Here is a 26809-nt window from a genome sequence, read left to right as displayed (position 1 = left end):
CGTGGTTCGCGTCCGGCGTTCCAGCGTGACGACCGGGACCGCGGGCCCCGCCGGGACGACCGTGGTGACCGCGGCTTCCGCCGCGACGACCGCCGTGACGACCGCCGCGATGACCGTCCTGCCTTCCGCCGTGACGACCGTCGCGATGACCGCCGGAGCGATGACCGTGGTGGCTTCCGCCGCGACGACCGTCGTGACGACCGCCGTGACGACCGTCCTCCCTTCCGCCGTGACGACCGGCGTGACGACCGCCGGAGCGATGACCGGGGCGGCTTCCGGCGGGACGACAGCCGTGGTGAGCGGGGTGGCTTCCGGGGCCGGGACGACCGAGGTGGCCATGGGCCCCGCCGGGACGACCGCGGCGGTCGGCCGGGTGGCTTCCGAGGGCGTGACGACCGGCGTGACGACCACCGTGGTGGCAGCCGGTTCCGCGATGAGCGCGACCGGGACCGGGAGCCGATCAAGCGGCTGCCGATCCCGCAGGACGTCACCGGCGACGAGATCGACAAGGACGTCCGGCAGGAACTGCAGAGCCTGCCCAAGACGCTCGCGGAGGACGTCGCCAGGAACCTGGTGATGGTCGCCCGGCTGATCGACGAGGACCCCGAGGGCGCCTACGGCTACTCCAAGGTGGCCCTGCGCCTGGCGTCCCGCGTGGCCGCCGTACGCGAGGCCGCCGGGTTCGCCGCGTACGCGAACCAGAAGTTCAACGAGGCCCTCGGCGAGTTCCGGGCCGCCCGGCGGATGACCGGCAGCGTGGAGCTGTGGCCGGTGATGGCCGACTGCGAGCGCGGGCTCGGGCGGCCGGAGAAGGCGCTGGACATGGCCGGCGCCCCGGAGGTGCACAAGCTGGACAAGGCCGGTCAGGTCGAGATGCGGCTCGTCGCCGCCGGTGCCCGGCGTGACATGGGCCAGCTGGAAGCGGCCATCGTGACCCTGCAGAGTCCGGAGCTGGCCTCCAACTCGGTGCAGCCGTGGACCGCGCGCCTGCGCTACGCCTACGCCGACGCCCTGCTGGCCGCCGGCCGGGAGCGTGAGGCACGGGAGTGGTTCGCGAAGGCCGTCGAGGCCGACCGGGACGGCAGCACCGACGCCTCCGACCGGCTCGCCGAGCTGGACGGCGTGGAGTTCGTCGACGCCCTCGTCGAGGACGGAACCGACGAGGCCGAGGCCGAGGCCGAGGCCGAGATCGACAAGGCCGACGACGTCGATGACGCCGGCGAGGCCGTGGACGCCTCGCTGGAGGACGGCGACAAGGACTGACCCCAGTCACCGGAAAGAGGGCAGGCTCCGACGGAGCCTGCCCTCTTTCGTGTGCGGTCGGCTCAGATCTCCAGCGCCCGCAGCACCAGCCCCGAGGCCGGTTTCGGGCCGAACGACGTCGACTTGCGGGGCATCGTCACGCCCTGCCGGGCCAGATCGCGCACGACCTCCTCGCGGACCGGGTGCATCAGGACCGCCGTACCGCCGTCGCGCTCCGCCTTCTCCACCGTCGCGGCCGTGTGGTGTATGTAGGCGATGTGGGCCGGGGAGTCCTCCGGGATGTGCCAGACGTGCTCGAGCAGCGTGGCGTGCAGGACCGTGGCGTCCAGGGAGCGCCAGGCGGCCGGGCGGTCCGCCGGAATCGTGCGGGCGAGCAGGTCCGGGTCGGGGCGGTCGAGCAGGTGGAAGGCGCCGTCGCCGGCCAGCAGGAAGGAGTTGCCCGCCCGGCACGCCTCCCCCAGGGCCGTCAGGGCGTCCGCCAGAGGAACGTCGAGGTGCCGTACCCGGAACAGACCCTCCACCGCCCTCAGCGCGTCGGCGACCGGCAGACCGTGCAGCAGGCGGTGGATGGCCCGCACGCGCAGCGGATAGCGGGCGGTGTCCACCAGCAGGACCAGGCCGTAGTCCCAGGGGCTGGGCGAGGGGTGTTCCGCGCGCAGCCGCCGGTACGTGGCCCAGCGGTGGTGGCCGTCGGCGATCAGGGCCTGGCGGCCGGCGAGGTCGGTCTGCACGCGGGCCAGGTCGTCCGGGTCGGTGATGGACCACAGGCGGTGCCGGAAGCCGTCCTCGGTGGTCGTGGCAAGCAGCGCAGGCTTCTCCGCGGTGCGTTCGACGACCTCCGCGGCCGTGCCGTCGCCCCGGTACGTCAGCAGCAGCGGTTCGAGGTTCGCGCGTGTGGCGCGCATCAGGGCGGCCCGGTCGGCGACCACGGGCGGCATGACGTCCTCGTGCGGCAGCACCACACCCTCTCCCGGCTCCGAGACCCGCAGGGTGCCGATGACCCCGCGCTGGAGCATGCCGTCACCGTCCCGTTGCTCGTACACGTACAGGCAGGGCTCCGGGTCGGCGGTGAGGATGCCTTCGTCCAGCCAGCGGCGGAGGGTGTCGGCGGCCTGCTCGGTGCGGGCACTCGGGGTACCGGCCTGGGGCAGGATCAGCCGCACGATGTTGTGGGGGTCGGCCGACTGGAGGTGATGCAGGCCGTCGGGCCGTACGACGACGTCGTAGGGAGGAGAAGTGACAGAGGCGAGGCTGCCGACCCGGTCGGGGTCGTAACGGAGGCCGCGGAACGGGGTGAGTTCCAGGCCGCGGGGCGGCGTCGCCTCCGGGTGACCTGCTGTGTCCATCCCGGCATCGTACGTCTGTCAGTGCCGTGGGGGATGATCGGGGGAAAGGCGAGTGAACGAGGAGCGATGTGGACATGAGCCAGCGAGTCAGGACGAGGCCCGAGGGCAGTGGGCAGCCCCTGAACGAGGCGTACGACACGGCGCTGCTCGACCTGGACGGGGTGGTGTACGCGGGTGGGAGCGCGATCGCCCACGCGGTCGACTCGCTGGAGGTCGCCCGGACGGGCGGTATGCGTCTCGCGTACGTCACCAACAACGCGCTGCGGACCCCGGACGCGGTGGCCGGACACCTGACGGAGCTGGGCATACCGGCGGGCGCGGAGGATGTCATCACCTCCGCGCAGGCCGTCGCGCGGCTGATCGGCGAGCAGGTGCCGGCCGGGGCGCGGGTGCTGGTGATCGGCGGGGAGGGGCTGCGGGTGGCGTTGCGCGAGCGCGGTCTCACGCCGGTGGAGTCCGCCGACGACGACCCGGCGGCGGTCGTGCAGGGCTACGGCGGGCCCGATCTGCCCTGGGGACGGTTCGCGGAGGCGTCGTACGCCATCCGGCGGGGTGTGCCGTGGTTCGCGTCCAACACCGATCTGACGATCCCGAGCGGGCGGGGCATCGCGCCGGGCAACGGGGCGGCCGTGGAGGTCGTACGGATCGCGACCGGCGCCGAGCCGCAGGTCGCGGGCAAGCCGCTGCCCCCGATGCACCGCGAGACGATCATCCGGACCGGTGCCGAGCGTCCGCTGGTGGTCGGGGACCGGCTGGACACGGACATCGAGGGCGCGTTCAACGGCGGGGTCGACTCGCTGCTGGTGCTGACCGGTGTCACCGACGGGGCACAGCTGCTGGCCGCACCGCCGCGGCACCGGCCGACGTATGTGGACGCGGATCTGCGCGGGCTGCTCACCGGGCAGCCGGAAGTCACCCAGGAGGGTGATGGCTTCGCATGCGGTGGCTGGACGGCGACGGCCGCGACCGACCGGCTGGAGCTGGCGGGTGACGGCGAGGCGCTGGACGGGCTGCGCGCGCTGTGCGCGGCGGCCTGGACGGCGGCGGGGGACGGCTCTTGCGCGCTGGAGGGGCAGAAGGCACTGGCCAGACTGGGATTCTGACGCCTCCGCGGCGGCCCGCGAACGGGACCGGGCCGAGGTGCACGGACACCGGGGATCGAGATCAGTGCGAGGGTAGGCTAACCTAACCTCGTGTTGGTCGACAGTCCCCCGGAACAGCGCGCGAAGACCGCCCCCGCGCCCCCAACCCGCCAGGCGGTCAGGGGCGTTGGGCTCCTGCTCTCGGTCGTGCTCCTGGTGCTCGTCGCTCTGGCGAGCATCGCGATCGGGGCGAAAGGACTGTCGCTCGACCAGGTCTGGCACGGACTGTTCCAGGACACCGGGACCTACGGCGACGTGGTCGTGGACGAGCGGCTCTCGCGCACGATCCTCGGCCTGCTGGTCGGAGCCGCGCTCGGGCTCTCGGGCGCGGTGCTCCAGGCGCTGACCCGCAACCCGCTGGCCGACCCCGGTCTGCTCGGCATCAACGCGGGCGCCTCGGCCGCCGTCGTCACGGCCATCACCTACTTCGGCGTCACCAGCCTCACCGGCTATGTGTGGTTCGCGTTCCTCGGCGCCTCGGCGGTCGGCGCGCTGGTGTGGTTCCTCGGCGGGAGCCGGGGCGCCACCCCGGTGCGGCTCGCGCTCGCCGGCACGGCGATCAGCGCGGCCCTGTACGGCTACCTCCAGGCAGTGATGATCATGGACGGCGCGGCCCTGGGCAAGATGCGCTTCTGGACCGTGGGTTCGCTGGTGTCGGCCGGCTACTCGACCATCACGCAGGTCCTGCCGTTCCTCGCGGTCGGCACGGTCCTCGCGCTCGCGCTGGCCCGGCCGCTCAACGCCGTGGAGATGGGCGACGACACCGCCCGCGCCCTCGGCGCGAACCTCGACCGCACCCGGGCGCTGGCCATGCTGGCCGCCGTGGTGCTGAGCGGTGCCGCGACCGCCGCCTGCGGCCCGATCGTCTTCGTCGGCCTGATGGTGCCGCACGCCGTGCGCTCCTTCACCGGTCCCGACCTGCGCTGGATCCTGCCGTACGCCACGGTCCTGGCGCCCGTGCTGCTGCTCGGCGCCGATGTCGTCGGCCGGGTCGTGGCCCGCCCCGCCGAGCTTCAGGTCGGCATCGTCACCGCGATCATCGGCGGGCCGGTCTTCATCTTTCTCGTACGACGGCGGAGGACGGCCCAGCTGTGAAGACCCACTCCACGAGCCGTGCCGTACGTACTCCCGGCGGGCTTTCCCTGCGCCTGGACCCGCGTGCCCTGATCGTCGTCGTCCTGCTGCTGGCCGCCGCCTGTGCCGCCGGTGTGGCGCTGATCGGCACCGGCGACGCGAAGATCCCGGCGGCCGACGTGCTGCGGACACTCGCCGGGAACGGCAGCGCCTACCAGGACTTCATCGTCAACGAACTGAGGCTGCCGCGGGTCCTGGTCGGCCTGCTGGCCGGTGCCTCGCTCGGCCTCGGCGGCGCGCTGTTCCAGTCCGTCTCCCGCAATCCGCTCGGCAGCCCGGACGTGCTCGGCCTCTCGCAGGGCTCGACGGCCGGCGCGCTGATCGTGATCGTGCTGATGTCCGGCGGCGCCGCCCAGGTGACCGTGGGCGCACTGGTCGGTGGCCTGGCGACCGGTCTCGCCATCTATGTGCTCGCCTGGAAGCAGGGCGTGCACGGATACCGGCTGGTACTGGTCGGTATCGGCGTCAACGCGATCATGACGGCGGTCAACGGCTATCTGCTCACCAAGGCCGACCTGGTCGACGCGACCCGTGCGGTGGTGTGGATGACCGGCTCGCTCAACGGGCGGGACTGGGACCAGGTCTGGCCGCTGCTCGGACTGTGCGCCGTCCTGCTCCCGCTGGTCCTCGCCCACGCCCGCGGCCTGCGGATGACGGAGATGGGCGACGACATCGCGAACGCGCTCGGGGTGCGCGTGCAGCGGGTCCGGCTCCTGCTCATGGTCTCCGCCGTACTGCTCACCGCCGCGGCCACGGCCGCCGCGGGCCCCGTCAGCTTCGTCGCGCTGACCGCGCCGCAGCTCGCCCGCCGCCTGACCCGCTCGCCGGGGCCCAACCTGGTGCCCTCCCTCTGCATGGGCGCGGCCCTGCTGGTCGCCGCCGACTGGGCGTCGCAGCGCGCCTTCGGCACCGATCAGCTGCCCGTCGGCGTGGTCACCGGCGTCCTCGGCGGCGCCTACCTGCTGTGGCTGCTGGTCGCCGAGCGCCGGGCCGGCCGGATATGAGCGGCATGAACATGAACACCCTGAGGAGCACTGTGAACCGCCTCTCCGCCGAGAACGTCACCCTCGCCTACGACCAGCGCGTCATCGCCGAGCAGCTGTCGGTGGAGATTCCCGACAACTCCTTCACGGTGATCGTCGGGCCGAACGCGTGCGGCAAGTCGACGCTGCTGCGGGCGCTGTCGCGGATGCTCAAGCCCAGCCGGGGCCGGGTGCTGCTCGACGGGGAGGCCATCCAGTCGATGCCCGCGAAGAAGGTCGCGCGGACCCTCGGCCTGCTGCCGCAGTCGTCCATCGCGCCCGACGGCATCACGGTCGCCGACCTCGTCGGCCGGGGCCGCTACCCGCACCAGGGCCTGTTGCGGCAGTGGTCGGCGGAGGACGAGCGGGTCGTCCAGGAGTCGATGCGGCAGACCGGGGTCGCCGAGCTGGCCGAGCGGTACGTGGACGAACTGTCCGGCGGGCAGCGGCAGCGCGTGTGGATCGCCATGGCGCTGGCCCAGCAGACCCCGTTGCTGCTCCTGGACGAGCCGACCACCTATCTGGACATCCAGCACCAGATCGACGTCCTCGACCTGTGCGCCGAGCTGCACGAGACCCAGGGCCGCACCCTGGTCGCGGTCCTGCACGACCTCAACCACGCCGCCCGCTACGCCACCCACCTCATCGCCCTGCGCGGCGGCACGGTGATCGCCGAGGGCGCCCCGAACGACATCGTCACGGCCGAGTTGGTCGAGGAGGTGTTCGGGCTGCGTTGTCAGGTCATCGACGACCCGGAGACGGGGACCCCACTGGTGGTGCCGGCCGCGCGCAAGTCCCGGGCGGAGCGGGCCACGGCCGCCTGACCAGGCGCCCCTACAGCAGTTTCCTGAGCCGGAACAGGTCCAGCAGGCTCGCCTCCAGCTTGACCCGGCCCGAGCCCCAGGCGGTCGCGAAGTTCAGCCCGCCGTCCACCAGGGCCACCAGGTCGTCCCCGGCCAGGGCGAGCCGGATCCGCGCCTTCTCGCGGGGTGGGCCGGGGTGGGTCTCGTCCACCTCGATCCGGCCGCCGGTCATCCGGCCGACGAAGGTGACGTCCAGGTCCGTGATGTGGCAACTCACCGAGCGGTCCAGGGCGGCAGCCGCGCGGACGTCGCCCTCGGCGCCCTGCATGTTGTCCGAGAGCTTGCCCAGTGCGGCGCGGCACTCCTTCATCGTGGCCATCGCCCACGACGGTACCCCAGCGGTTCGCGGTAGCGTCTGGGCATGAGCGAGTCCGTGTCCGAGCCCCCCGCCGAAGCCGTGGCCGAGTCCGCGTACGACTCCGCCGCCCCGGCCCCCCTGCACGTCCCGCGCACCCCCACCGGCAACGCCGAGGTGGACGCGCAGCTGGAGCGGCTGGCCGACGCCGACCACCTCGCCACCGACGGACACATCGAGGTGTACGAGGATGTACACAGGGGGCTGCGCGACGCGCTCACCGCGCTCGACGCCCGCCCGGGACCTCCGGCGCCCCCAGCACAGCACGGGAACAGGAGCTGAACCGAACGTGGCAGGAGTCGCACGCCGCCGTCTGGACGCGGAGCTGGTCCGCCGGAAGCTCGCCCGCTCACGCGAGCACGCCAGCCAGCTGATCGTCGCCGGACGGGTGACCGTCGGCAAGACCGTCGCGACCAAGCCGGCCACCCAGGTGGAGACGGCGGCGGCGATCGTCGTCCAGGCCGACGACGGTGATCCCGACTACGTCTCCCGGGGCGGCCACAAGCTGGCCGGCGCGCTGGCGGCCTTCGTGCCGCAGGGGCTCGTCGTCGAGGGCCGGCGCGCCCTGGACGCCGGCGCGTCCACCGGCGGCTTCACCGACGTCCTGCTGCGCGCGGGCGCCGCCCACGTCGTCGCGGTGGACGTCGGCTACGGACAGCTCGCCTGGTCTCTCCGGAACGATGAACGCGTCACCGTCAAGGACCGTACGAACGTACGCGAGTTGACGCTTGAGGCGATCGATGGGGAACCTGTGGATCTTGTCGTGGGCGATCTGTCCTTCATCCCGCTCGGGCTGGTGCTGCCCGCCCTGAAGCGGTGCGTGACGCCGGACGCCGATCTGGTGATGATGGTCAAACCGCAGTTCGAGGTGGGGAAGGAGCGGCTCGGCAGCGGAGGTGTCGTACGGAGTCCGCAGCTGCGGGCGGAGGCCGTGCGGGGAGTGGCCGAGAAGGCGTGGGAGCTGGGGCTCGGGGTGCGAGGGGTCACCGCCAGTCCGCTGCCCGGGCCCTCGGGGAACGTCGAGTACTTTCTCTGGCTGCGGGCGGGGGCACCCAAGGTGGACCCGGCCGACGTCGAACGTGCAGTGGCGGAGGGGCCGCGTTGACACAGAACCTGGCGCGTACTGTTTTCCTGCTCGCCCACACCGGGCGGCCCGCGGCGATCCGCAGCGCGGAACTCGTCGTCAAGGGCCTGCTGCGGCATGGCATCGGCGTGCGGGTGCTGGAGGAGGAGGCACGCGACCTGCCGCTCCCGGACGAGGTGGCCCTCGTCAAGGAGGCGACCCCGCAGTGCCTGGACGGGTGCGAGCTGCTGATCGTGCTGGGCGGCGACGGCACGCTGCTGCGCGGCGCCGAGTTCGCGCGGGCCTCCGGGGTGCCGATGCTCGGCGTCAACCTCGGGCGCGTGGGCTTCCTCGCGGAGGCCGAGCGGGACGACCTCGATCGGGTGGTGGACCGGGTGGTGGCCCGGTCGTACGAGGTCGAGGAGCGGATGACCGTCGACGTCGTCGTGCACCGCAACGGCGACATCGTGCACACCGACTGGGCCCTGAACGAGGCGGCCGTGCAGAAGGCCGGTGCCGAGAAGCTGCTGGAGGTCGTGCTGGAGATCGACGGGCGGCCGGTGACGGGCTTCGGCTGCGACGGGGTCGTCCTCTCCACGCCCACCGGATCCACGGCGTACGCCTTCTCCGCCGGGGGACCGGTGGTCTGGCCGGAGGTGGAGGCGCTGCTGATGGTGCCGATCAGCGCGCATGCGCTGTTCGCCAAGCCGCTGGTCACCTCGCCGGACTCGGTGCTCGCGGTGGAGGTGCTGCCGCACATCCCGCCGGGGGTGCTGTGGTGCGACGGGCGGCGGACGGTCGAGCTGCCGCCGGGGGCGCGGGTGGAGGTGCGGCGGGGGGCCGTGCCGGTGCGGCTGGCCCGGCTGCACCATTCGTCGTTCACGGACCGGTTGGTGGCGAAGTTCGCGTTGCCCACCACCGGCTGGCGGGGAGCACCGCATTAGCGTGCGCGTTGCCCGCCACCGGCTGGCGGGAGCGCCGCATGACTGTTCGTGTTGCCCGCCACCGGGTCGCGGGGAGCGCCGCATGACTGTTCGCGTTGCCCGCCACCGGCCGGCGGGGAAGCGCCGCATTGGCCGACCGTGGGGACCGGTGGCTCCGGGAGCGGGGCTGCGGGTCTCCTCGGGGTCGCTCGCGCGGCTCCCCGCGCCCCTCAGGCACGGCCACTCTCCGGAGTGACATGGGCGGGCCATGTGCGCTCCCCGCCCCGGACCTCGTATGGTCTGTTCCGTGTTGGAGGAGATGCGGATACGGTCGCTCGGGGTCATCGACGATGCCGTCGTCGAGCTGTCGCCGGGGTTCACCGCCGTCACCGGTGAGACGGGTGCGGGCAAGACCATGGTGGTCACCAGCCTCGGGCTGCTGCTCGGTGGCCGGGCGGACCCGGGGCTCGTGCGGATCGGGGCCGAGAAGGCGGTCGTCGAGGGACGGGTCGCCGTACCCTCCGGCGCCGCCGCCGTCGTACGCGCCGAAGAGGCCGGGGCCGAGCTGGACGACGGGGCCCTGCTGATCAGCCGCACCGTCTCCGCCGAGGGCCGCTCCCGGGCGCATCTGGGCGGGCGCAGCGTGCCCGTCGGGCTGCTCGCCGAGCTGGCCGACGACCTGGTTGCCGTGCACGGGCAGACAGACCAGCAGGGGCTGCTGAAGCTGTCCCGGCAGCGGCAGGCGCTGGACCGGTACGCCGGCGACGCCGTCGCCGTGCCGCTCGACAAGTACACGGGCGCGTACAAGCGGCTGCGGGCCGTCTCCGCCGAGCTGGAGGAGATCACCACGCGCGCGCGTGAGCGGGCGCAGGAAGCCGACATGCTGCGGTACGGGCTCGACGAGATCGCCGCCGTGGAGCCCCGGCCCGGCGAGGACGTGGAGCTGGCCGAGGAGGCCGAGCGGCTGGGGCACGCCGAGGCGCTGTCGTCCGCCGCGACGGCCGCGCACGCCGCGCTCGCGGGCAACCCCGAGGACCCCGAGGGGATCGACGCCGCCACGCTCGTCGCGGGCGCCCAGCGGGCCCTGGAGGCCGTGCGGTCGCACGATCCGGCGCTGGCCGCGCTCACCGACCGGATCGGCGAGATCGGCATCCTGCTCGGTGACGTGGCGGGCGAGCTGGCGGGATACGCCGACGATCTCGACGCCGACCCGCTGCGGCTGGCCGCCGTGGAGGAGCGCCGGGCCGCGCTGACCGCGTTGACCCGCAAGTACGGTGCCGACGTGAACGCCGTCCTCGCGTGGGCCGAGCAGGGCGCCGCCCGGCTCACCGAGCTGGACGGCGACGACGAGCGGACCGGGGAGCTGACCGCCGAGCGGGACGCGCTGCGCACCGAACTGGGCGGTCTCGCGCAGGCGCTGACGGACGCGCGGACCGAGGCCGCCGAGCGGTTCGCCGCGGCGGTGACCGCCGAGCTGGCCTCGCTGGCGATGCCCCACGCGCGTGTGTCCTTCGACATCCGGCAGACCGAGGACCCTGAGGGCGTCGAGGTCGGCGGCCGTCCGGTCGCCTACGGCCCGTCGGGCGTGGACGAGGTCGAACTGCTCCTCGCCCCGCACCCGGGTGCCCCGCCGCGGCCCATCGCCAAGGGCGCTTCCGGCGGTGAACTGTCCCGGGTGATGCTCGCCGTCGAGGTCGTGTTCGCGGGGACGGACCCCGTGCCGACGTATCTCTTCGACGAGGTCGACGCCGGTGTCGGCGGCAAGGCGGCGGTCGAGATCGGCCGGCGCCTGGCGAAGCTCGCCAAGACCGCGCAGGTCGTCGTGGTCACCCACCTGCCCCAGGTCGCCGCGTTCGCCGACCGTCAGCTGCTGGTGGAGAAGACCAGCGACGGGTCGGTCACGCGCTCCGGCGTGAAGGTGCTGGAGGGCGAGGAACGCATCCGCGAACTGTCCCGCATGCTGGCCGGTCAGGAGGACTCCGAAACGGCCCGCGCACACGCGGAGGAACTGCTGGCGACGGCGCGGGCGGATCTCTAGCGGCATCTAGTGCTGTGACCGGAAAGGTTCACCGGCTCGCGGCGCCCGGCACGGCACCTCGCAGCGTTGTCGCATCACCCGAGTACATCCAGTACGCGGGTGATGCTCCGCCTTGCGATGCACCGCACCGGACGCCGCGAGCTTTCCGGCAAACCTTTCCGGCCACAGCACTAGGGCCTCGTTCGGACCACGCCGGGCTCGCGGGCCCTGGCACCGCGCCTCGCCGCGTTGTCGCCGGTTGCCATGGCTCCGCTACGACGCCCTCCTCCGCCTTGCGATGCTGCCCCACTGCCTGAACGCGTACGGCCGGGCAGGGTGCTCGGCGTGGTGCTCGCGGTCGGGGTGCCGGGGCTGTTGCGGAAAGGACCGGGCGGGGGGCTGGCCGCCGTCGCGGTGGGCGGTGCGGCGGCCGTGCTGCGCGAGGACCTCGGCGAGCGCGCCATGATCGGGGACACGGGGGCGCACGCCCCTCGGTGCCGCGCTGGGGGCGGCCGTCGTGGCGGGGAACCGGCGCCCGGGGCTGCTCGTGCACGCCGCCGCCGTCGTGGCCGCCGCCGTGCACGGAGACCGGGTCACCGCGTGGGCGCGCTCCCTGTGACCGTCTGACCTCGCCGGACGCTGCCGCATCAGGGTCGGCGTGCCGGGGTTTCCTCACCCGTGTGGGTGACGTGCTCCGGCGCATTGCCCCGGCCCGCCGCACTGTGCGCCCTCCGGATTTCCCGTAACGGCCGTTCACCCTGGCATGCTTGAGGGAACACGGTCCGCCCGGGAGGCGCGCGGGGTACGTCTTTCCGCCCCTCCGAGCCCGCTACCTTCTGTACGTTTCCTCGTGACCGCCCACGCCGAACCAGGAGCGCAGGCCCGTGAGCCCCCTGAGCAGCAACGCACCGCACGGCCAGTCGCCGCTGCGCACCGTGCAGGTGCTGGGCGGAGGCAACGCCGGCAGCAGCGCGCATGTGCGTTCGCTGGCCGAGGGGCTGGTGGCGAGGGGCGTGCGGGTCACGGTGTGCGCCCCCATGGAGGCCGACCGCGTCTACGACTTCACCGGGTCCGGCGCCGACCATGTGCACGTGCCCCGCAGCAGCGACCCCGTCTCCGTGGCCGCGCTCCGCACGGCCTGCGCCAACGCCGACCTGGTGCACGCGCACGGGCTGCACGCCTCCTTCCGGACGGTGCTCGCGCTCAGCGGGCGCACCACCCCGCTGGTGGTCACCTGGCACAACCGGGCGCAGGCGGAGGGGCCGCGCGGGCATCTGCTGCGCGTGCTGGAGCGGCGTGTGGTGCGGACGGCGGCCGTGGTCCTCGGCACCAGCTCGGACCTGGTGGAGCGGGCCAGGCTGACGGGGGCCCGGGACGCCCGGCTCGCGGCCGTCGGCCTGCCGGGGCAGCGGCGGCCCGTCGTCCTGAACGACCCCGACCGGCAACGCCCCAAGGTCCGGGCCGAACTCGGTGCCACCGGCCGCCCGTTGCTCATCGCGGTCGGCTCCCTGGACCGCCACCGCGGCTACGACGTCCTGCTCGACGCGGCGCGCCGCTGGCGGGACCTGGACCCGGTGCCGCTGGTGGTGATCGCGGGGGAGGGGCCGCTGCGGCCGGTGCTTCAGCGGCGGATCGAGGACGAGGAACTGCCGGTGCGGCTCATCGGGCGCCGCGAGGACGTGGCCGAGCTGCTCGCCGCCGCCGACCTGGCGCTCCTGACGAGCAGTCGGGAGTCGCGGTCCGTCCTCGCGCAGGAGGCGTTGCACGCGCGCGTGCCGCTCGTCGCGACCCAGGTCGGCGGCGTCCCGGACCTCGTCGGCGACGCGGCCCAACTGGTCCCGTACGGCGATCCGGTGGCGCTCGCCGATGCGGTCGTGCGGCTGCTCGCGGACCCGGAGCGATGCGCGCTGCTGCGGGAGCGCGGACTGCGGCAGGCCGCGAGCTGGCCGACGGAGGACGAGACCGTCGCCCAGGTGCTCAGCGTGTACGACGAGTTGACCCAGCCCCGGCCGCTGCCTTAGAGGACGTGGCGGCGGGCGCGCAGGGCCAGGCTCAGGGCAAGGACCGTCTGGGGATCGTCGAGGTCGGTGCCCAGCAACTCGCCGATGCGGGCAAGGCGGTTGTACAGCGTCTGGCGGTTGAGGTGCAGTTCGCGGGCCGTCTCCGCCTTGCGGCCGGCGTGCGCGAGATACGTCTCCAGGGTCGGCAGCAGCGGCGGCTTGGAGCGGTGGTCGTGGTCGCGCAGCGGGCCGATCGCGCGGTCCACGAAGGCCGCCAGGTCCGGATGGTCGCGCAGCCGCCACAGCAGCAGGTCGATGTCGAGGCGCCGGGCGTCGTACCAGGGCCGGTCGGTCAGGCCCTGGGCCGCCGTCGCCGTCTCCGCCGCGTGCCGCAGCCCCGCCGAGGCCGCCGCCCAGCCGCCCGCCGCGGCGACGACCACCACCGGGGGCGGGGAGCCGGGCCGCCGCATCCCGGCCCGGTCCACCCCGGCCCGCAGTGCTGCCGCCACCCGGTCCGCGACCGCCGCCCGCTCCGACTCCGAGCGCAGCCCCAGCAGCACCAGGACCCGGCCCTCCACCGGCCGCACCCCCAGCAGCACGGGCACGCCCACCGCGGCCAGCTCCTCCGAGACCGCCCGGGCCAGTACCGCCCAGCCCCCGCCGGGGGAGAGGGTGTCCCCGATCCGCATCACCACCGGCAGCAGCGGACTGTCGCCGGGCTTGAAGCCGAGGACCCGGGCCTGCGCCGGGGCGTCCCCCGCCGCGATGCGGCCCTCGGCGAGATCGGTGAGGAAGTCACCGCGCCCGCGCGCCGCCAGCTCCTCCTCCTGCCGGGCCTGCATCAGCACCACGGCCAGGATGCCCGCGGCCCGCTCGGCGGCGATCCGGTGCACCGGGGCCAGCGGTGCGCGGACCGGCAGCAGGACCAGGCGGGCGCGCACCGAGCCCGCCGTACCGGGGCCGCCGCCGGGCACGTCCACCAGCACGGAGCCCGCGGGCGGCGGCGCCTCCTTGTGCGGGCCGCGCAGCCCCTCCCACACCTGGAGCGGGTCGGCCCCCTCGGGCCCTTCCCCGGCCGCGTACAGCAGCCGGCCGTCGGCCGTCTCCAGGAACACCGGATTGCCGCAGAAGCCGGCGAGGATGCCCAGCACCTGCGGCACCCCACCGCCGCCCAGCAGGGCCTCGGTGCAGCGCCGGTGCACCTCCTCCGCGCGCTGGAGCAGGGCGTAGTGACCGTTGACGATCTCGGTGTGGATCTCCTCGGTCACCGTGACGAACGGCACCTCGCGGTGCAGCTGGACCAGCGGCAGGCCGGCCGACCGTGCCGTGTCCACCAGGGCAGCGGGCAGCCGGGCGAAGCGCGGGCCCAGCTCCACCACCAGGGCGGCGATACCCCGCTCGGCCAGGGTGCGGACGAACGCGCGCTGCTCGGCCGGACGGGTGCCGAGGCCGTAGCCGGTGGTGAGCAGCAGCTCGCCGCCCTTGAGTAGCGAGGCGATGTTCGGGACCTCGCCCGCGTGCACCCAGCGGACGGTGCGGCCGAGCCGGTCGGCGCCCGCCAGGATCTCCGGCAGCCCACTGCGCAGGCCCGGCAGCTCCAGGGCCCGCTGCACGGTGATGCCCGCGCCCTGGGTGTCGGATCGGTGGTCCGTACGGCTGTCCATGCAGCGGACGCTACCTGCGCAAACGCCCACACGACAGCTTCGCGCTACACCGGACGGATGTTGTGGTTGAAGCGGAACACGTTGTCGGGGTCATAGGCCCGCTTCACCTTCTCCAGCCGCAGCAGGTTCCCCTCGCCCAGGCCCGCCCGGACCCGTTCGGGGCCCTCCTCGCCGATGAAGTTGAGGTAGACGGCGCCCGTGCTCCACGGCCGGGCGCCGGTGCACGCGTCCCGCACCCAGGCGATCGCCCGCTCGTCGTCGGCCGGGTCGTGCCAGACGGCGAAGGGATGCATCGCCCACGGCGCGTCCCGGTACGGCACCGGGTACTCGTGCGGACCGCCGGCGATCGCGCCGCCCTGCGGGAACAGCACATGCTGGGAGCCGGTGGGGACGGGCATGCTCGCCGCCCGGGTGCAGAAGACCTCCACCAGCTCGTCGGGCAGACCCCTCACGTACTCCGCCGACCAGTGGTTCCGCAGGCCGGTGGGAACGTCCAGCATGCACTGGACGTCGGTGTACGGCATCGCGCCGACGACCTCGGCCTCGTGCGGCAGCGCCAGCAGCGGCGCGGCGAGCCCGCGCAGGCCCCTCTCGCCGCCCGCGTAGGTCAGCACCGCGGCGCACACCAGCTTGCCCACCAGTTCCGGGGGGACGAACCGCACGGGCGGGCCGGTCAGATACAGCACGGCGCCGCCCAGTTCGTCGGGGCCGCCCTGGACGATCTCACGGAAGACGCGGACCACGTCCGGTCCCAGCCGCGGCGGGTACAGCAGCAGGGCGATCGAGAACTCCGGCAGCTCGTGCAGCCGCAGGGTGAGCGCGGTGGCGACGCCGAAGTTGCCGCCACCGCCGTGCAGCGCCCAGAACAGCTCGGGGTTGTCGTCGGCGTTCGCGTGCACCCGCTCGGCGTCGGCGGTCACCAGTTCGATGCCGAGGAGGTTGTCGACGGCAAGGCCGAAGGCGCGGTCCAGCCAGCCGGTGCCGCCGCCGAGGACGAAGCCGCCGACTCCGGTGGTGGAGGCCCGGCCGCCGGTGGTCGCGAGGCCGTACGGCTCGGTGGCCCGGTCGAGATGGCTCATGGTCGCGCCGCCCTCGACCCGGACCGCCTCGGCAGCCGGGTCCACGGTCACGTGGTGCATCCGGCGCAGGTCCACCACGAGCGCGCCGTCCCCCAGCGCCGTACCGGCCACGCCGTGCCCGCCGCCGCGGACCGCGATATGCAGGTCCAGCTCCCGGCCGAAGCGCACGGCCCGCACCACATCGGTCACCTGCGCGCACTGAGCGATCACCGCCGGCCGACGGTCGATCATGGCGTTGAAGACCGTACGAGCCTCGTCGTAGCCCGGGTCCCCCGGGGCGAACACATCGCCGACCAGGTCCTCGCGGAGCGCGGCGAGGGCCGCGCCCGCCTTCGACAGGGAAGCCATGGCCGCCCCCGTTCCGGGAAATGGGGTATCCAGCCTACGCGGGGAGCCGGCGCCCCGAGGGGGGGCGCGGGGACGGCGCGTCCGGCCACGACGGGCCCGCGGACGACCGTCGCCCCGCGCGGCCCCGGACGATCGCCGCGCCGCGCGGCGCCGGACGATCGCCGCGCCGCGCGGCGCCGGACGATCGCCGCCCCGCGCGGCCCCGGCGGAGCGCTAGCCGCCGTACGCCCCCGAGGCGGTCAGCCGCAGGGCGGTGTCGATCAGCGGGACGTGGCTGAACGCCTGCGGGAAGTTGCCCACCTGGCGCTTCAGGCGCGGGTCCCATTCCTCGGCGAGCAGGCCGAGGTCGTTGCGCAGCACGAGAAGCTTCTCGAACAGCTTGCGGGCCTCGTCCACCCGGCCGATCATCGCCAGGTCGTCCGCCATCCAGAAGGAACAGGCCAGGAAGGCGCCCTCGTCGCCCGGCAGGCCGTCGACGCCCGCGTGGTCGCCCTCCGTCGGGTAACGCAGGATGAACCCGTCCGAGGTCGACAGCTCCCGCTGGATCGCCTCGATCGTGCCGATCACCCGCTTGTCGTCCGGGGGAAGGAAGCCCATCTGGGGGATGAGCAGCAGCGAGGCGTCCAGCTCCTGGGAGCCGTACGACTGGGTGAAGGTGTTGCGCTCCTTGTCGTACCCCTTCTCGCACACGTCCCGGTGGATGTCGTCGCGCAGCTCGCGCCAGCGCTCCAGCGGGCCGTCCGCGTCCCCGGACTCGATCAGCTTGATCGTGCGGTCCACCGCGACCCAGGCCATCACCTTGGAGTGCACGAAGTGCCGGCGCGGGCCGCGCACCTCCCAGATGCCCTCGTCCGGCTCCTGCCAGTGGTCCTCCAGGTAGCGGATCAGCTTCAGCTGGAGCAGGGAGGCGTAGTCGTTGCGTGCCAGGCCCGTCATGTGGCCCAGGTGCAGGGCCTCGGTGACCTCGCCGTACACGTCCAGCTGGAGCTGGTGGGCGGCGCCGTTGCCGACCCGGACCGGGGCGGAGTCCTCGTAGCCCGGCAGCCAGTCCAGCTCCGCCTCGCCCAGCTCGCGCTCACCCGCGATGCCATACATGATCTGCAGGTTCTCCGGGTCACCGGCCACCGCCCGCAGCAGCCACTCGCGCCAGGCGCGGGCCTCCTCGCGGTAGCCCGTGCGCAGCAGCGACGACAGCGTGATCGCCGCGTCCCGCAGCCAGGTGTAGCGGTAGTCCCAGTTGCGCACACCCCCGATGTCCTCCGGCAGGGAGGTGGTGGGGGCCGCCACGATGCCGCCCGTGGGGGCATACGTCAGCGCTTTGAGGGTGATCAGCGAACGGACCACCGCTTCGCGGTACGGCCCGTGGTACGTACAGTGCTCGACCCACTCGCGCCAGAAGTCCTCCGTGGCCTCCAGCGAGGTCTCCGGCTCCGGCAGCGGCGGCGGCTCCTTGTGCGAGGGCTGCCACGAGATCGTGAAGGCGATCCGGTCACCCGGAGCGACCGTGAAGTCCGCGTACGTCGTCAGCGACTTCCCGTAGGTCTCGGCCTCCGTGTCGAACCACACCGAGTCCGGCCCGGCGACGGCCACCGTGCGGCCCTCGTGCCGGTGCACCCACGGCACCACCCGGCCGTAGGAGAACCGCATCCGCAGGGCCGAGCGCATCGGTACCCGGCCGGTGACGCCCTCCACGATCCGGATCAGCTGCGGGGCGCCGTCACGCGGGGGCATGAAATCGGTCACGCGAACGGTGCCGCGCGGGGTGTCCCACTCCGACTCCAGGATCAGGGAGTCGCCGCGGTAGCCCCGCCGGGTGGCCGTGGGTGGCTCGGAGTCGGCGGCGTGCGCGGGGCCGAGCCGCCAGAAGCCGTGCTCCTCGGTGCCCAGCAGGCCGGCGAAGATGGCATGCGAGTCGAAGCGGGGCAGGCACAGCCAGTCCACCGTGCCATCCCGGCAGACCAGCGCCGCGGTCTGCATGTCTCCGATGAGTGCGTAGTCTTCGATGCGCCCGGCCACGTGCAACTCCAGTCGAACGGCCACGTCACCCCCGCACAGGGGGGCTGTCGCTAGTGCGGTCAAGGGGTCGTTGTTGTGCGTCGTTGAGCGGTGAAGCAAAGCAGCCCGCCGAGCCATGAGGCAAAACGACAGTCTTTGCTCAACGAACTGCCGCGCTCTCGTTGTTCCGGGTGGTGCAGGCGGGGGTGTGCCGTCGTTCCGGCCGGGCTCGGCAGCGAGTGTCCGAGCAGGATACGACGCACGTAGATGATCTGCGTGCCGCTCCGGGCAACCGGTGTGGGCCGAACGAGTGAGCGCGAGTGGTGACCGTGTGTCCGCGTGGTGGCGGAAGAAACACGAGCGACACATGTGGGGCCACGTAGTGCCCGGGCGAGTGCGGAGCGTGGCCGGAAGCCATCCCGTCCAGGCGCTGATACGCTGGTAGCCCGTGGACCGGTGGGAGACAAACCCCCGAACCGCAGCGACGGCACCTCCGGAAACCGCCGGATCATCAGCCGCCCCGCATCACAGACAGCGACCACGGGAGCCCCCTCTTGGCCATGCAGCCCCACGCTTTTCGATCGAGCACAGCCACGACGACCAAGCACATCTTCGTCACCGGGGGCGTCGCCTCCTCGCTCGGCAAGGGTCTGACCGCCTCCAGCCTGGGCATGCTGCTCAAGGCCCGCGGCCTGCGTGTCGTGATGCAGAAGCTCGACCCGTACCTGAACGTCGACCCCGGCACGATGAACCCCTTCCAGCACGGTGAGGTGTTCGTCACCAACGACGGCGCCGAGACCGACCTGGACATCGGCCACTACGAGCGCTTCCTCGACCGCGACCTGGACGGCTCGGCCAACGTCACCACCGGCCAGGTGTACTCGACGGTGATCGCCAAGGAGCGCCGCGGCGAGTACCTGGGCGACACGGTGCAGGTCATCCCGCACATCACCAACGAGATCAAGCACCGTATCCGCCGTATGGCGACGGACGAGGTCGACGTCGTCATCACCGAGGTCGGCGGCACGGTCGGCGACATCGAGTCGCTGCCGTTCCTGGAGACCGTCCGTCAGGTCCGCCACGAGGTCGGCCGGGACAACGTCTTCGTGGTGCACATCTCGCTCCTGCCGTACATCGGCCCCTCCGGCGAGCTGAAGACCAAGCCCACCCAGCACTCGGTGGCCGCCCTGCGCAACATCGGTATCCAGCCGGACGCGATCGTGCTGCGCTGCGACCGCGAGGTTCCCACCGCGATCAAGCGGAAGATCTCCCTGATGTGCGACGTCGACGAGGCGGCCGTGGTGGCCTGCCCCGACGCCCGCTCCATCTACGACATCCCGAAGGTCGTGCACACCGAGGGCCTGGACGCCTACGTCGTGCGCAAGCTCGACCTGCCCTTCCGCGACGTGGACTGGACGACCTGGGACGACCTGCTGGACCGCGTCCACAACCCCGACCACGAGGTCACCCTCGCCCTGGTCGGCAAGTACATCGACCTGCCCGACGCCTACCTGTCGGTCACCGAGGCGCTGCGGGCCGGCGGGTTCGCCAACCGCGCCCGCGTGAAGATCAAGTGGGTCACCTCCGACGACTGCAAGACCCCGGCCGGTGCCAAGGCCCAGCTCGGCGACGTCGACGGCATCTGCATCCCCGGCGGCTTCGGCGACCGCGGTGTGCTGGGCAAGGTCGGCGCCATCCGCTACGCCCGCGAGAACAAGATCCCGCTGCTGGGCCTGTGCCTGGGCCTGCAGTGCATCGTGATCGAGGCCGCGCGCAACCTGGCCGACATCCCGGACGCCAACTCCACCGAGTTCGACCCGGCGACGGGCCACCCGGTGATCTCCACCATGGCCGAGCAGCTCGACATCGTCGCCGGCGAGGGTGACATGGGCGGAACGATGCGCCTGGGCATGTACCCGGCCAAGCTCGCCGAGGGCTCCATCGTCCGTGAGGTCTACGACGGCAAGGAGTACGTCGAGGAGCGCCACCGGCACCGCTACGAGGTCAACAACGCCTACCGCGCGGAGCTGGAGAAGAAGGCCGGCATCCTCTTCTCCGGCACCTCGCCGGACGGCAAGCTCGTGGAGTACGTGGAGTACCCGCGTGACGTCCACCCGTACCTCGTCGCCACGCAGGCGCACCCCGAGCTGCGCTCGCGTCCGACCCGTGCGAACCCGCTCTTCGCCGGCCTCGTGAAGGCATCGGTCGAGCGGAAGAATTCCAAGTAACACACCAGTTGTACGGTGGCCGGGGTGCATACCTTCACAGGTGGGCACCCCGGTTTCTTTTTTCGCCGGTCTTTTGAGAAAGCGCGTGGGAGGACAGGGCATGACGATCAAGGACACCCCGGAGGAGTGGGAGATCCGGGCGACGGAGACCCCCTTCGTCGGCAACAAGACCTCCGTCCGCACGGACGACGTGGTCATGCCCGACGGCTCGGTGGCACGCCGTGACTACCAGGTCCACCCCGGTTCCGTGGCCGTCCTCGCCCTGGACGAGGAGGACCGGGTCCTGCTGATCAACCAGTACCGCCACCCCGTGCGGCACAAGCTGTGGGAGATCCCGGCCGGACTGCTGGACGTGCCCGGCGAGAACCCGCTGCACGCCGCACAGCGGGAGCTGTACGAGGAGGCGCACGTCAAGGCCGAGGACTGGCGGGTGCTGACCGACGTGTACACCACCCCCGGCGGCTGCGACGAGGCCATCCGGATCTTCCTCGCCCGGGAGCTGTCGGAGGCCGAGGGCGAGCGCTTCGAGGCGGAGCACGAGGAGACCGACATGCAGCACGCGCGCGTGCCGGTCGAGGAACTGGTGCGCCGGATCCTGGCCGGAGACCTGCACAACACCTGCCTGGCCGTCGGGGTCCTCTCCCTGGTGGCGGCGCGGGGCGGGGACGGCCTCGACGCGCTGCGCCCCGCCGACGCGCCGTGGCCCGCGCGTCCCTTCGAGTCCTGAGCCGGGCCTGTCGCGTCCTGAGATCGACCCGTCGAGTCCAGCCCGACCCGTCCGGCGTACTGGTGTGACGATCGCCTGATCCGATCGGGCGATCTGTCCGCCGCGCTCCTCCGGGTACGTAGCAGAGCCTGAACTAGGCTCTGAACGCCCGTACCGGAAGACACCGGCGGGCTTGCGCGTGCGGTGGGACGGGAGTGTGGCCCGTGACGGATCAGGCGGTGGACCCGGACGGCGCGGAGGTGTCCGCGCACCCGGTCACGATGGGACGTTTCCTGGGCCGGGCACGGGAGTTGAAGGAGTTGCGCGCCGACATCGAGCGCGCCGGCCTGGACACGCTCTCCGGCCGCAAGGCGCCCCGCGCGCGCGTGCTCCTCATCGCGGGCCGCCCCGGCTCCGGCCGGACCAGGCTCGCCGAGGAACTCGTCCGGCGGGTCTGCGGCCGTTACCCCGACGGAGTGCTGCGGGCCCGGCTCAGCGAACCCGGCGGCACGCCGGTGCCCGTGGAGCAGGTGGCCCGCGATCTGCTCACCGCGCTGGAACTGCCCGCCCCCGCCGGAGCCGCCGAGGACGACCTCACCGCGGCTCTGCGGACGGCCCTCGCCGGCCGGCGGATGCTGCTCCTGCTCGACGACGCGGCCGGCGCCGAACAGGTCGACGCGCTGCTCCCGGACACCCCGGACTGCCTGGTGGTGGCCGTGTCCGGGGGGCCGCTCACCGGTATCGCGGACGTGCGCCCCTGCACGCTCGGCGGGCTCGACACCAAGTCCGCGGTGGAGCTGCTCACCGGCCACACCGGAGCGGTCCGCGTGACCGTCGACCCGCGCTCCGCGGAGAGCCTGGTGGAGGCGTGCCAGGGCCATCCGACCGCGCTGGTGCTGGCCGGCGGGTGGCTCGCCGCCCGTCCCAAGGCCGCTGTGTCCGACCTCACCAAGCGGCTGCACGCGGAGCTCGCGGACGGCGCCGACGGCGCGGACGGCACCCCGCTGTCCCGTGTCTTCCGGTTCGTGTACGACCAGCTGCCCGGTCCGGCCGCCCGGATGCTGCGGCTGCTCTCCCTCGCCCCGGCCGGCCTGGCCGACCCGCACACCGCCTCGGCCCTGGCCGGCTGCTCCGTCGACGCCGCCCGCGCCGTCCTCGACGACCTGGTCGCCCTGGGGCTGCTGCGAGCGGTGGACTCCCCGCTGCCCCAGTACGAGGTCCCCGGCTGCCTGCACCCGCTGCTGTGCGCCCTGGCCGAGAGCCAGGAGCGGCCCGCGGAACTCCAGCTGGCCCGGGCCCGGATGCTGGAACGGACGGTGCGGCTGCTCCAGTCCTGCCGGGCGATCACCGAGACGGACAGCCCGCAGGCCCGGGAGAAGCTGAGCGGCATGCCCCGGGCGCTGCGCTTCCCGAACCCGCGGGCCGCCGCCGACTGGCTGCGCATGCGGCGGCCGGCCCTGCTGGCGTCCGTGCGCCTGGCGGTGGCCGACGGCGAGCTGGACACCCTCGCCCGCCGACTGATGTCTCAGCTGGTCAGGGCGTTGGCCGCGCATATCGGCACGCAGGCCGCCGCCCCCGACCTGTACGGCGTGCACGGCCTCGTCCTGGACGTCGCCGAGCGGCGGGGGCTGCCCCGGGAGAAGGCCGCGGCCCTGCTGAACCTGGGCGATCTGGACGCGCAGACCGGCCGCACCCGGGAGGCGCTGGCCCGCTACCGGGGCGCCCTGGACGCTGGACGCGAGGCGAACGACCCGTACGCGACCGGCCGCGCGATGGAATCCGTAGGCGGTGCCCACCAGGAGCTCGGGGACTACGACCGGGCCGCCGACTGGTTCGGCCGGGCCCTGGCCGAGCGGCTGGCCCGGGGAGAGATCCCGGAGGCCGCCCGGCTGTACGGCCGGATCGCCACCGCCCACACCTACGCCGGCCGCTACGGCGAGGCGCTCAGGAACTGGCGGGCCGCCCTCGCCGGCTACCGCAGGGTCGGCGATGTGGCCGCGAGTGCGCGGGCGTTGAGCGAGATCGCCCGGGTGCAGGAGTACGCGGGGCGGCCGGAGGAGTCGCTGCGCACCTGCCAGGAGGCCGTGGAGTGGGCGCGGCGTGCCGAGGACGCCCGGCTGCAGGCGGCGCTCCAGCTGCGCCTGGCCGACACGTTGGACCGGCTCGGTGACCCGGCGTCCGCGCGCCTGCACCGCGCGGCGGCGGAGCGCATGCTGGGTGAGGAGACGCAGAAGGACGACGCAGGCCCGGAACAGGACGCTAACGCCTGCGAAATCCGTAGCGCATCCAGCGGAGATTGATGCAATGAAAGGCTAGACAGCCGGAACACCTTCATTAGACTGGCTCTGCCGCGTCCCCCTGCGGTGTCTCCCGGTATGCCCCCGCATGTCTGGGTACGTCTGTAATGCACCCCCATACCCTCTGAGCCAAGGACCGTGATCGACGTGAAGGTCGGCATCCCCCGCGAGGTCAAGAACAACGAGTTCCGGGTGGCCATCACCCCCGCCGGTGTGCACGAGCTGGTGCGCAACGGCCACCAGGTCGTCATCGAGCGGGGCGCCGGCCTCGGCTCCTCGATCACGAACGAGGAGTACGTGTCGGCCGGTGCCACCCTGCTCGACACCGCCGACGAGGTGTGGGCCACCGCCGACCTGCTGCTGAAGGTCAAGGAGCCCATCGCGGAGGAGTACCACCGCCTCCGCAAGGACCAGATCCTCTTCACCTACCTGCACCTGGCCGCCTCCAAGGAGTGCACGGACGCGCTGCTGGAGTCCGGCACCACGGCCATCGCCTATGAGACCGTCGAGCTGCCGAACCGCGCCCTGCCGCTGCTCGCCCCGATGTCCGAGGTCGCGGGCCGGCTGGCCCCGCAGGTCGGCGCCTACCACCTGATGCGTGCGGCCGGCGGCCGTGGCGTGCTGCCCGGCGGTGTCCCGGGCGTGACCCCGGCCAAGGCCGTGGTCATCGGCGGCGGCGTCTCCGGCTGGAACGCCACCCAGGTCGCCGTCGGCATGGGCTTCGACGTGACCCTGCTCGACCGCGACATCAACAAGCTGCGCGAGGCCGACAAGATCTTCGGTACGAAGGTCAAGGCGATCATGTCCAACTCCTTCGAGCTGGAGAAGGCCGTCCTCGACGCCGACCTCGTCATCGGCGCGGTCCTCATCCCGGGCGCCAAGGCGCCGAAGCTGGTCACCAACGAGCTGGTGGCCCGCATGAAGCCCGGAAGTGTTCTTGTCGACATCGCGATCGACCAGGGCGGTTGCTTCGAGGACTCGCACCCCACGACGCACGCCGAGCCGACCTTCCAGGTGCACAACTCGGTCTTCTACTGCGTGGCCAACATGCCGGGCGCGGTGCCCAACACCTCCACCAACGCCCTCACCAACGCGACGCTGCCGTACATCGTCTCGCTGGCCAACAACGGCTGGGTGGAGGCGCTGCGCCGTGACGCCGCGCTCGCCAAGGGTCTCAACACGCATGACGGCAAGGTCGTTTACAAGGAGGTCGCCGAGGCCCACGGTCTGGACCACGTCGAGATCGAGACCCTGCTCGGCTGAACCCCGACCGACCCCTGTGACCTGGTGGGTCGCTAAGTCACCATCGAGTAAAAGGCGATTCGTCAACACACGTCGTCAACAGCACGCGCCCGGCCGGACCTTGCCCGACAAGGTCCGGCCGGATGTGTGTATGGTCACTTTGCGGCTCTCGGTCAACTCGCCTCGAACGTAACCCTTCGACCGATTCGCACACCGGTGAAACCTGCCGTGCGACGGCCTTACGCCCTTGACAGCGAGATGTTTCATTGCCGACACATCCTGCCGGGTCCGGCGGATTGTGTTGCTGCGGACCGCCGACACGCCATAGAGTCGCCAACCGTCGGCATGGTGCCACGCTGACCTTGTCTAGAAGTTTCCTGGTCACCAAGGAGGTAAGACGACTTGTGAATGAGTCGACATTTTCTCCCGGGGGTGGTCAACCAGGAATGCCTGCACGGGGCCAGGGGTCCGCGGGATTCGAGGCTGTCGGCTCCGTAGCTGTGCGCACCTTCGCAGCCCACCAGAGTCCGGGTCCGCAGACGGTCCGGAGAGCACACCAGAGCATGGATGGCCATCACGTGAACGCCATGGCCGGCGACGGAAGTGGCGCGCCCCACAACCATTTCGCCGACTACGACGAACTGCCCGAGGGGCACTTCTACGACCCCGACGCCGAGTACGAGCCCGATCCCGAGTACGCGGCCACGCTCGCGCCCGACGCCGCCCGCCAGCGCCGTGAGCGCGTCGGCCCCACCGGACGCCCGCTGCCGTACTTCCCGATCCCGGGCCCGCTGACCGACCACGGCCCCGCGAAGATCATCGCGATGTGCAACCAGAAGGGCGGCGTCGGCAAGACGACGTCGACCATCAATCTGGGTGCCGCGCTCGCGGAGTACGGCCGGCGCGTGCTGCTCGTGGACTTCGACCCGCAGGGCGCGCTGTCGGTCGGTCTCGGCGTCAACCCGATGGAGCTGGACCTCACCGTCTACAACCTGCTCATGGAGCGGGGCATGTCCGCGGACGAGGTCCTGCTGAAGACGGCGGTCCCCAACATGGACCTGCTGCCCTCCAACATCGACCTGTCGGCCGCCGAGGTCCAGCTGGTCTCCGAGGTCGCCCGCGAGTCGACGTTGCAGCGCGCGCTCAAGCCGCTGCTGCCCGACTACGACTACATCGTGATCGACTGTCAGCCCTCGCTCGGCCTGCTCACCGTCAACGCGCTGACGGCCGCCCACAAGGTGATCGTGCCGCTGGAGTGCGAGTTCTTCGCGCTGCGCGGTGTGGCCCTGCTGACCGAGACCATCGAGAAGGTCCAGGAGCGGCTCAACCCCGAGCTGGAACTGGACGGCATCCTCGCCACGATGTACGACTCGCGCACCGTGCACAGCCGTGAGGTGCTCGCGCGGGTCGTCGAGGCGTTCGACGACCACGTCTACCACACGGTCATCGGGCGCACGGTCCGCTTCCCGGAGACCACGGTCGCCGGTGAGCCGATCACCACGTACGCCTCCAACTCCGTCGGTGCCGCCGCCTACCGCCAGCTCGCCAGGGAGGTGCTCGCCCGGTGTCACGCCGAGTGAGTCTGCCGGGGGCCGACGAACTCTTCCGTACGACAGGGGGGATGGCGCTCCAGCCGTCGACTCCCCGGCGCGCGGCCAACGGTGAGGCCCGGGTGCCGGCTCCCGCAGGGGAGAGCGACGAGGCGGCCGCCACCGAGGACGCACCGCAGTCGGTGCCCGTGCGGGGCGGCGACGGAGAGGGCGCGGAGCACGCGGCGGCGGAGGCCGAAGGGGCCGAGTCCCGCACCCGCCCGGCACGCCGCCAGTCGGCGCAGGAAGGTTCGGCCGCCGAACAGCCGCGCAAGCGCGGGCGGGCGGCGGCCCGGCGGCCCAGCGGGCGCGAGCGGCACGACGAGAAGATCACCGTGTACGTCTCGGCGGAGGAACTGATGGACCTGGAGCACGCGCGCCTGGTGCTCCGCGGTGAGCACGGGCTCGCGGTGGACCGCGGGCGGATCGTCCGCGAGGCGGTGGCCGTGGTCCTGGCCGACCTGGAGTCCCGCGGGGACGCGAGCATCCTCGTACGACGGCTGCGCGGGCGGTAGCGGTAGCCTGCGGGGGCT

General features: G+C 72.7%; 21 protein-coding genes and 2 pseudogenes. 17 read left to right on the top strand and 6 right to left on the bottom strand.

The window, feature by feature from the left end:
- A pseudogene (locus ACIGYR_RS23880) lies at window positions 1-339 on the bottom strand (hypothetical protein); the annotation flags it as partial.
- A gap of 129 nt (window positions 340-468) precedes the next feature.
- Here ACIGYR_RS23880 and ACIGYR_RS23875 point away from each other — a divergent pair.
- Entirely contained in the window at window positions 469-1263 is a 795-nt protein-coding gene (locus ACIGYR_RS23875; RefSeq protein WP_399601375.1) for a hypothetical protein, read from the top strand.
- Window positions 1264-1325: 62 nt separating this feature from the next.
- Here ACIGYR_RS23875 and ACIGYR_RS23870 read toward each other — a convergent pair whose 3' ends face one another.
- Window positions 1326-2609: a DUF1015 domain-containing protein gene (locus ACIGYR_RS23870; protein WP_399601339.1), complete on the bottom strand. Its 1284-nt coding sequence runs from the start codon at window positions 2607-2609 to the stop codon at window positions 1326-1328.
- 74 nt (window positions 2610-2683) lie between these two features.
- On the opposite strand from ACIGYR_RS23870, the gene ACIGYR_RS23865 reads away from it, so the two are divergent.
- The 4 genes from ACIGYR_RS23865 to ACIGYR_RS23850 all read left to right on the top strand — a co-directional run bounded on the left by ACIGYR_RS23865 (window position 2684) and on the right by ACIGYR_RS23850 (window position 6731).
- Window positions 2684-3712: an HAD hydrolase-like protein gene (locus tag ACIGYR_RS23865; RefSeq protein ID WP_399601336.1), complete on the top strand. Its 1029-nt coding sequence runs from the start codon at window positions 2684-2686 to the stop codon at window positions 3710-3712.
- 90 nt (window positions 3713-3802) lie between these two features.
- Complete coding sequence (locus ACIGYR_RS23860) at window positions 3803-4846, top strand: FecCD family ABC transporter permease (RefSeq protein WP_399601334.1); 1044 nt, start codon at window positions 3803-3805, stop codon at window positions 4844-4846.
- Window positions 4843-5889: a FecCD family ABC transporter permease gene (locus ACIGYR_RS23855; protein WP_399601331.1), complete on the top strand. Its 1047-nt coding sequence runs from the start codon at window positions 4843-4845 to the stop codon at window positions 5887-5889. The genes ACIGYR_RS23860 and ACIGYR_RS23855 overlap by 4 nt, the downstream gene beginning before the upstream one ends.
- The gene (locus tag ACIGYR_RS23850) at window positions 5886-6731 is read left to right on the top strand and encodes an ABC transporter ATP-binding protein (RefSeq protein ID WP_391844140.1); all 846 of its coding nucleotides are present in this window, start codon (window positions 5886-5888) and stop codon (window positions 6729-6731) included. The genes ACIGYR_RS23855 and ACIGYR_RS23850 overlap by 4 nt, the downstream gene beginning before the upstream one ends.
- Before the next feature lie 10 nt (window positions 6732-6741).
- Here ACIGYR_RS23850 and ACIGYR_RS23845 read toward each other — a convergent pair whose 3' ends face one another.
- Window positions 6742-7089, bottom strand: coding sequence for a sterol-binding protein (locus tag ACIGYR_RS23845; RefSeq protein ID WP_399601328.1), 348 nt, complete (start codon window positions 7087-7089; stop codon window positions 6742-6744).
- A 42-nt stretch (window positions 7090-7131) separates the two neighbouring features.
- Here ACIGYR_RS23845 and ACIGYR_RS23840 point away from each other — a divergent pair, with 42 nt between their 5' ends.
- The 6 genes and pseudogenes from ACIGYR_RS23840 to ACIGYR_RS23815 all read left to right on the top strand — a co-directional run bounded on the left by ACIGYR_RS23840 (window position 7132) and on the right by ACIGYR_RS23815 (window position 13149).
- Window positions 7132-7407 carry a hypothetical protein gene (locus tag ACIGYR_RS23840; protein WP_399601326.1) on the top strand — a complete coding sequence of 92 codons (276 nt, stop codon included), beginning with the start codon at window positions 7132-7134 and terminating at the stop codon, window positions 7405-7407.
- Window positions 7408-7414: 7 nt separating this feature from the next.
- Window positions 7415-8230, top strand: a complete 816-nt coding sequence (locus ACIGYR_RS23835; protein ID WP_399601323.1) for a TlyA family RNA methyltransferase — start codon at window positions 7415-7417, stop codon at window positions 8228-8230.
- Window positions 8227-9132 carry an NAD kinase gene (locus ACIGYR_RS23830; protein ID WP_039651641.1) on the top strand — a complete coding sequence of 302 codons (906 nt, stop codon included), beginning with the start codon at window positions 8227-8229 and terminating at the stop codon, window positions 9130-9132. Before ACIGYR_RS23835 ends, ACIGYR_RS23830 begins: the two co-directional genes overlap by 4 nt.
- Before the next feature lie 274 nt (window positions 9133-9406).
- Entirely contained in the window at window positions 9407-11149 is a 1743-nt protein-coding gene (gene recN / locus ACIGYR_RS23825) for a DNA repair protein RecN (RefSeq protein ID WP_399601320.1), read from the top strand.
- 300 nt (window positions 11150-11449) lie between these two features.
- Window positions 11450-11747: pseudogene (locus ACIGYR_RS23820) on the top strand (hypothetical protein); the annotation flags it as partial.
- A gap of 265 nt (window positions 11748-12012) precedes the next feature.
- Complete coding sequence (locus ACIGYR_RS23815; RefSeq protein ID WP_399601317.1) at window positions 12013-13149, top strand: glycosyltransferase family 4 protein; 1137 nt, start codon at window positions 12013-12015, stop codon at window positions 13147-13149.
- On the opposite strand, the gene ACIGYR_RS23810 is transcribed toward ACIGYR_RS23815, so the two are convergent.
- The 3 genes from ACIGYR_RS23810 to ACIGYR_RS23800 all read right to left on the bottom strand — a co-directional run bounded on the left by ACIGYR_RS23810 (window position 13146) and on the right by ACIGYR_RS23800 (window position 18235).
- Window positions 13146-14792: a PucR family transcriptional regulator gene (locus ACIGYR_RS23810; protein ID WP_399601314.1), complete on the bottom strand. Its 1647-nt coding sequence runs from the start codon at window positions 14790-14792 to the stop codon at window positions 13146-13148. The genes ACIGYR_RS23815 and ACIGYR_RS23810 overlap by 4 nt on opposite strands.
- A gap of 44 nt (window positions 14793-14836) precedes the next feature.
- Window positions 14837-16219, bottom strand: a complete 1383-nt coding sequence (locus tag ACIGYR_RS23805) for an FAD-binding protein (protein ID WP_399601311.1) — start codon at window positions 16217-16219, stop codon at window positions 14837-14839.
- Window positions 16220-16432: 213 nt separating this feature from the next.
- A complete protein-coding gene (locus ACIGYR_RS23800; RefSeq protein ID WP_391844909.1) occupies window positions 16433-18235 on the bottom strand; it encodes a glycoside hydrolase family 15 protein in 1803 nt (600 codons plus the stop codon).
- Window positions 18236-18774: 539 nt separating this feature from the next.
- Between ACIGYR_RS23800 and ACIGYR_RS23795 the strand changes: the two genes are divergently transcribed.
- The 6 genes from ACIGYR_RS23795 to ACIGYR_RS23770 all read left to right on the top strand — a co-directional run bounded on the left by ACIGYR_RS23795 (window position 18775) and on the right by ACIGYR_RS23770 (window position 26791).
- Window positions 18775-20442 carry a CTP synthase gene (locus ACIGYR_RS23795; RefSeq protein ID WP_391844911.1) on the top strand — a complete coding sequence of 556 codons (1668 nt, stop codon included), beginning with the start codon at window positions 18775-18777 and terminating at the stop codon, window positions 20440-20442.
- A gap of 100 nt (window positions 20443-20542) precedes the next feature.
- Window positions 20543-21169 carry an NUDIX domain-containing protein gene (locus ACIGYR_RS23790; RefSeq protein ID WP_391844157.1) on the top strand — a complete coding sequence of 209 codons (627 nt, stop codon included), beginning with the start codon at window positions 20543-20545 and terminating at the stop codon, window positions 21167-21169.
- Between the two features lie 203 nt (window positions 21170-21372).
- Entirely contained in the window at window positions 21373-23448 is a 2076-nt protein-coding gene (locus ACIGYR_RS23785; protein ID WP_399601307.1) for a tetratricopeptide repeat protein, read from the top strand.
- 144 nt (window positions 23449-23592) lie between these two features.
- Window positions 23593-24708 (top strand): alanine dehydrogenase, encoded by a 1116-nt coding sequence (ald, locus tag ACIGYR_RS23780; protein WP_391844913.1) that lies wholly within the window; start codon window positions 23593-23595, stop codon window positions 24706-24708.
- 425 nt (window positions 24709-25133) lie between these two features.
- Window positions 25134-26267 (top strand): ParA family protein, encoded by a 1134-nt coding sequence (locus ACIGYR_RS23775; protein ID WP_399601304.1) that lies wholly within the window; start codon window positions 25134-25136, stop codon window positions 26265-26267.
- Window positions 26252-26791: a hypothetical protein gene (locus ACIGYR_RS23770; RefSeq protein ID WP_399601301.1), complete on the top strand. Its 540-nt coding sequence runs from the start codon at window positions 26252-26254 to the stop codon at window positions 26789-26791. The genes ACIGYR_RS23775 and ACIGYR_RS23770 overlap by 16 nt, the downstream gene beginning before the upstream one ends.
- Window positions 26792-26809 lie beyond the last annotated feature (18 nt).

Source organism: Streptomyces sp. NPDC053076, from assembly GCF_044546845.1.
Classification (GTDB): domain Bacteria; phylum Actinomycetota; class Actinomycetes; order Streptomycetales; family Streptomycetaceae; genus Streptomyces.
This window is presented reverse-complemented; position numbering and strand designations above follow the sequence as displayed.

Excerpts from the sequence above, each read along its gene's own strand:
- ACIGYR_RS23865 (WP_399601336.1), top strand. The coding sequence starts at position 2,684 with ATGAGCCAGCGAGTCAGGACGAGGCCCGAGGGCAGTGGGCAGCCCCTG.
- ACIGYR_RS23810 (WP_399601314.1), bottom strand. The coding sequence starts at position 14,792 with ATGGACAGCCGTACGGACCACCGATCCGACACCCAGGGCGCGGGCATC.
- ACIGYR_RS23795 (WP_391844911.1), top strand. The coding sequence starts at position 18,775 with ATGCAGCCCCACGCTTTTCGATCGAGCACAGCCACGACGACCAAGCAC.
- ACIGYR_RS23775 (WP_399601304.1), top strand. The coding sequence starts at position 25,134 with ATGCCTGCACGGGGCCAGGGGTCCGCGGGATTCGAGGCTGTCGGCTCC.
- ACIGYR_RS23845 (WP_399601328.1), bottom strand. The coding sequence starts at position 7,089 with ATGGCCACGATGAAGGAGTGCCGCGCCGCACTGGGCAAGCTCTCGGAC.
- ACIGYR_RS23805 (WP_399601311.1), bottom strand. The coding sequence starts at position 16,219 with ATGGCTTCCCTGTCGAAGGCGGGCGCGGCCCTCGCCGCGCTCCGCGAG.
- ACIGYR_RS23790 (WP_391844157.1), top strand. The coding sequence starts at position 20,543 with ATGACGATCAAGGACACCCCGGAGGAGTGGGAGATCCGGGCGACGGAG.
- ACIGYR_RS23850 (WP_391844140.1), top strand. The coding sequence starts at position 5,886 with ATGAGCGGCATGAACATGAACACCCTGAGGAGCACTGTGAACCGCCTC.
- ACIGYR_RS23870 (WP_399601339.1), bottom strand. The coding sequence starts at position 2,609 with ATGGACACAGCAGGTCACCCGGAGGCGACGCCGCCCCGCGGCCTGGAA.
- ACIGYR_RS23840 (WP_399601326.1), top strand. The coding sequence starts at position 7,132 with ATGAGCGAGTCCGTGTCCGAGCCCCCCGCCGAAGCCGTGGCCGAGTCC.
- recN (WP_399601320.1), top strand. The coding sequence starts at position 9,407 with ATGGTCTGTTCCGTGTTGGAGGAGATGCGGATACGGTCGCTCGGGGTC.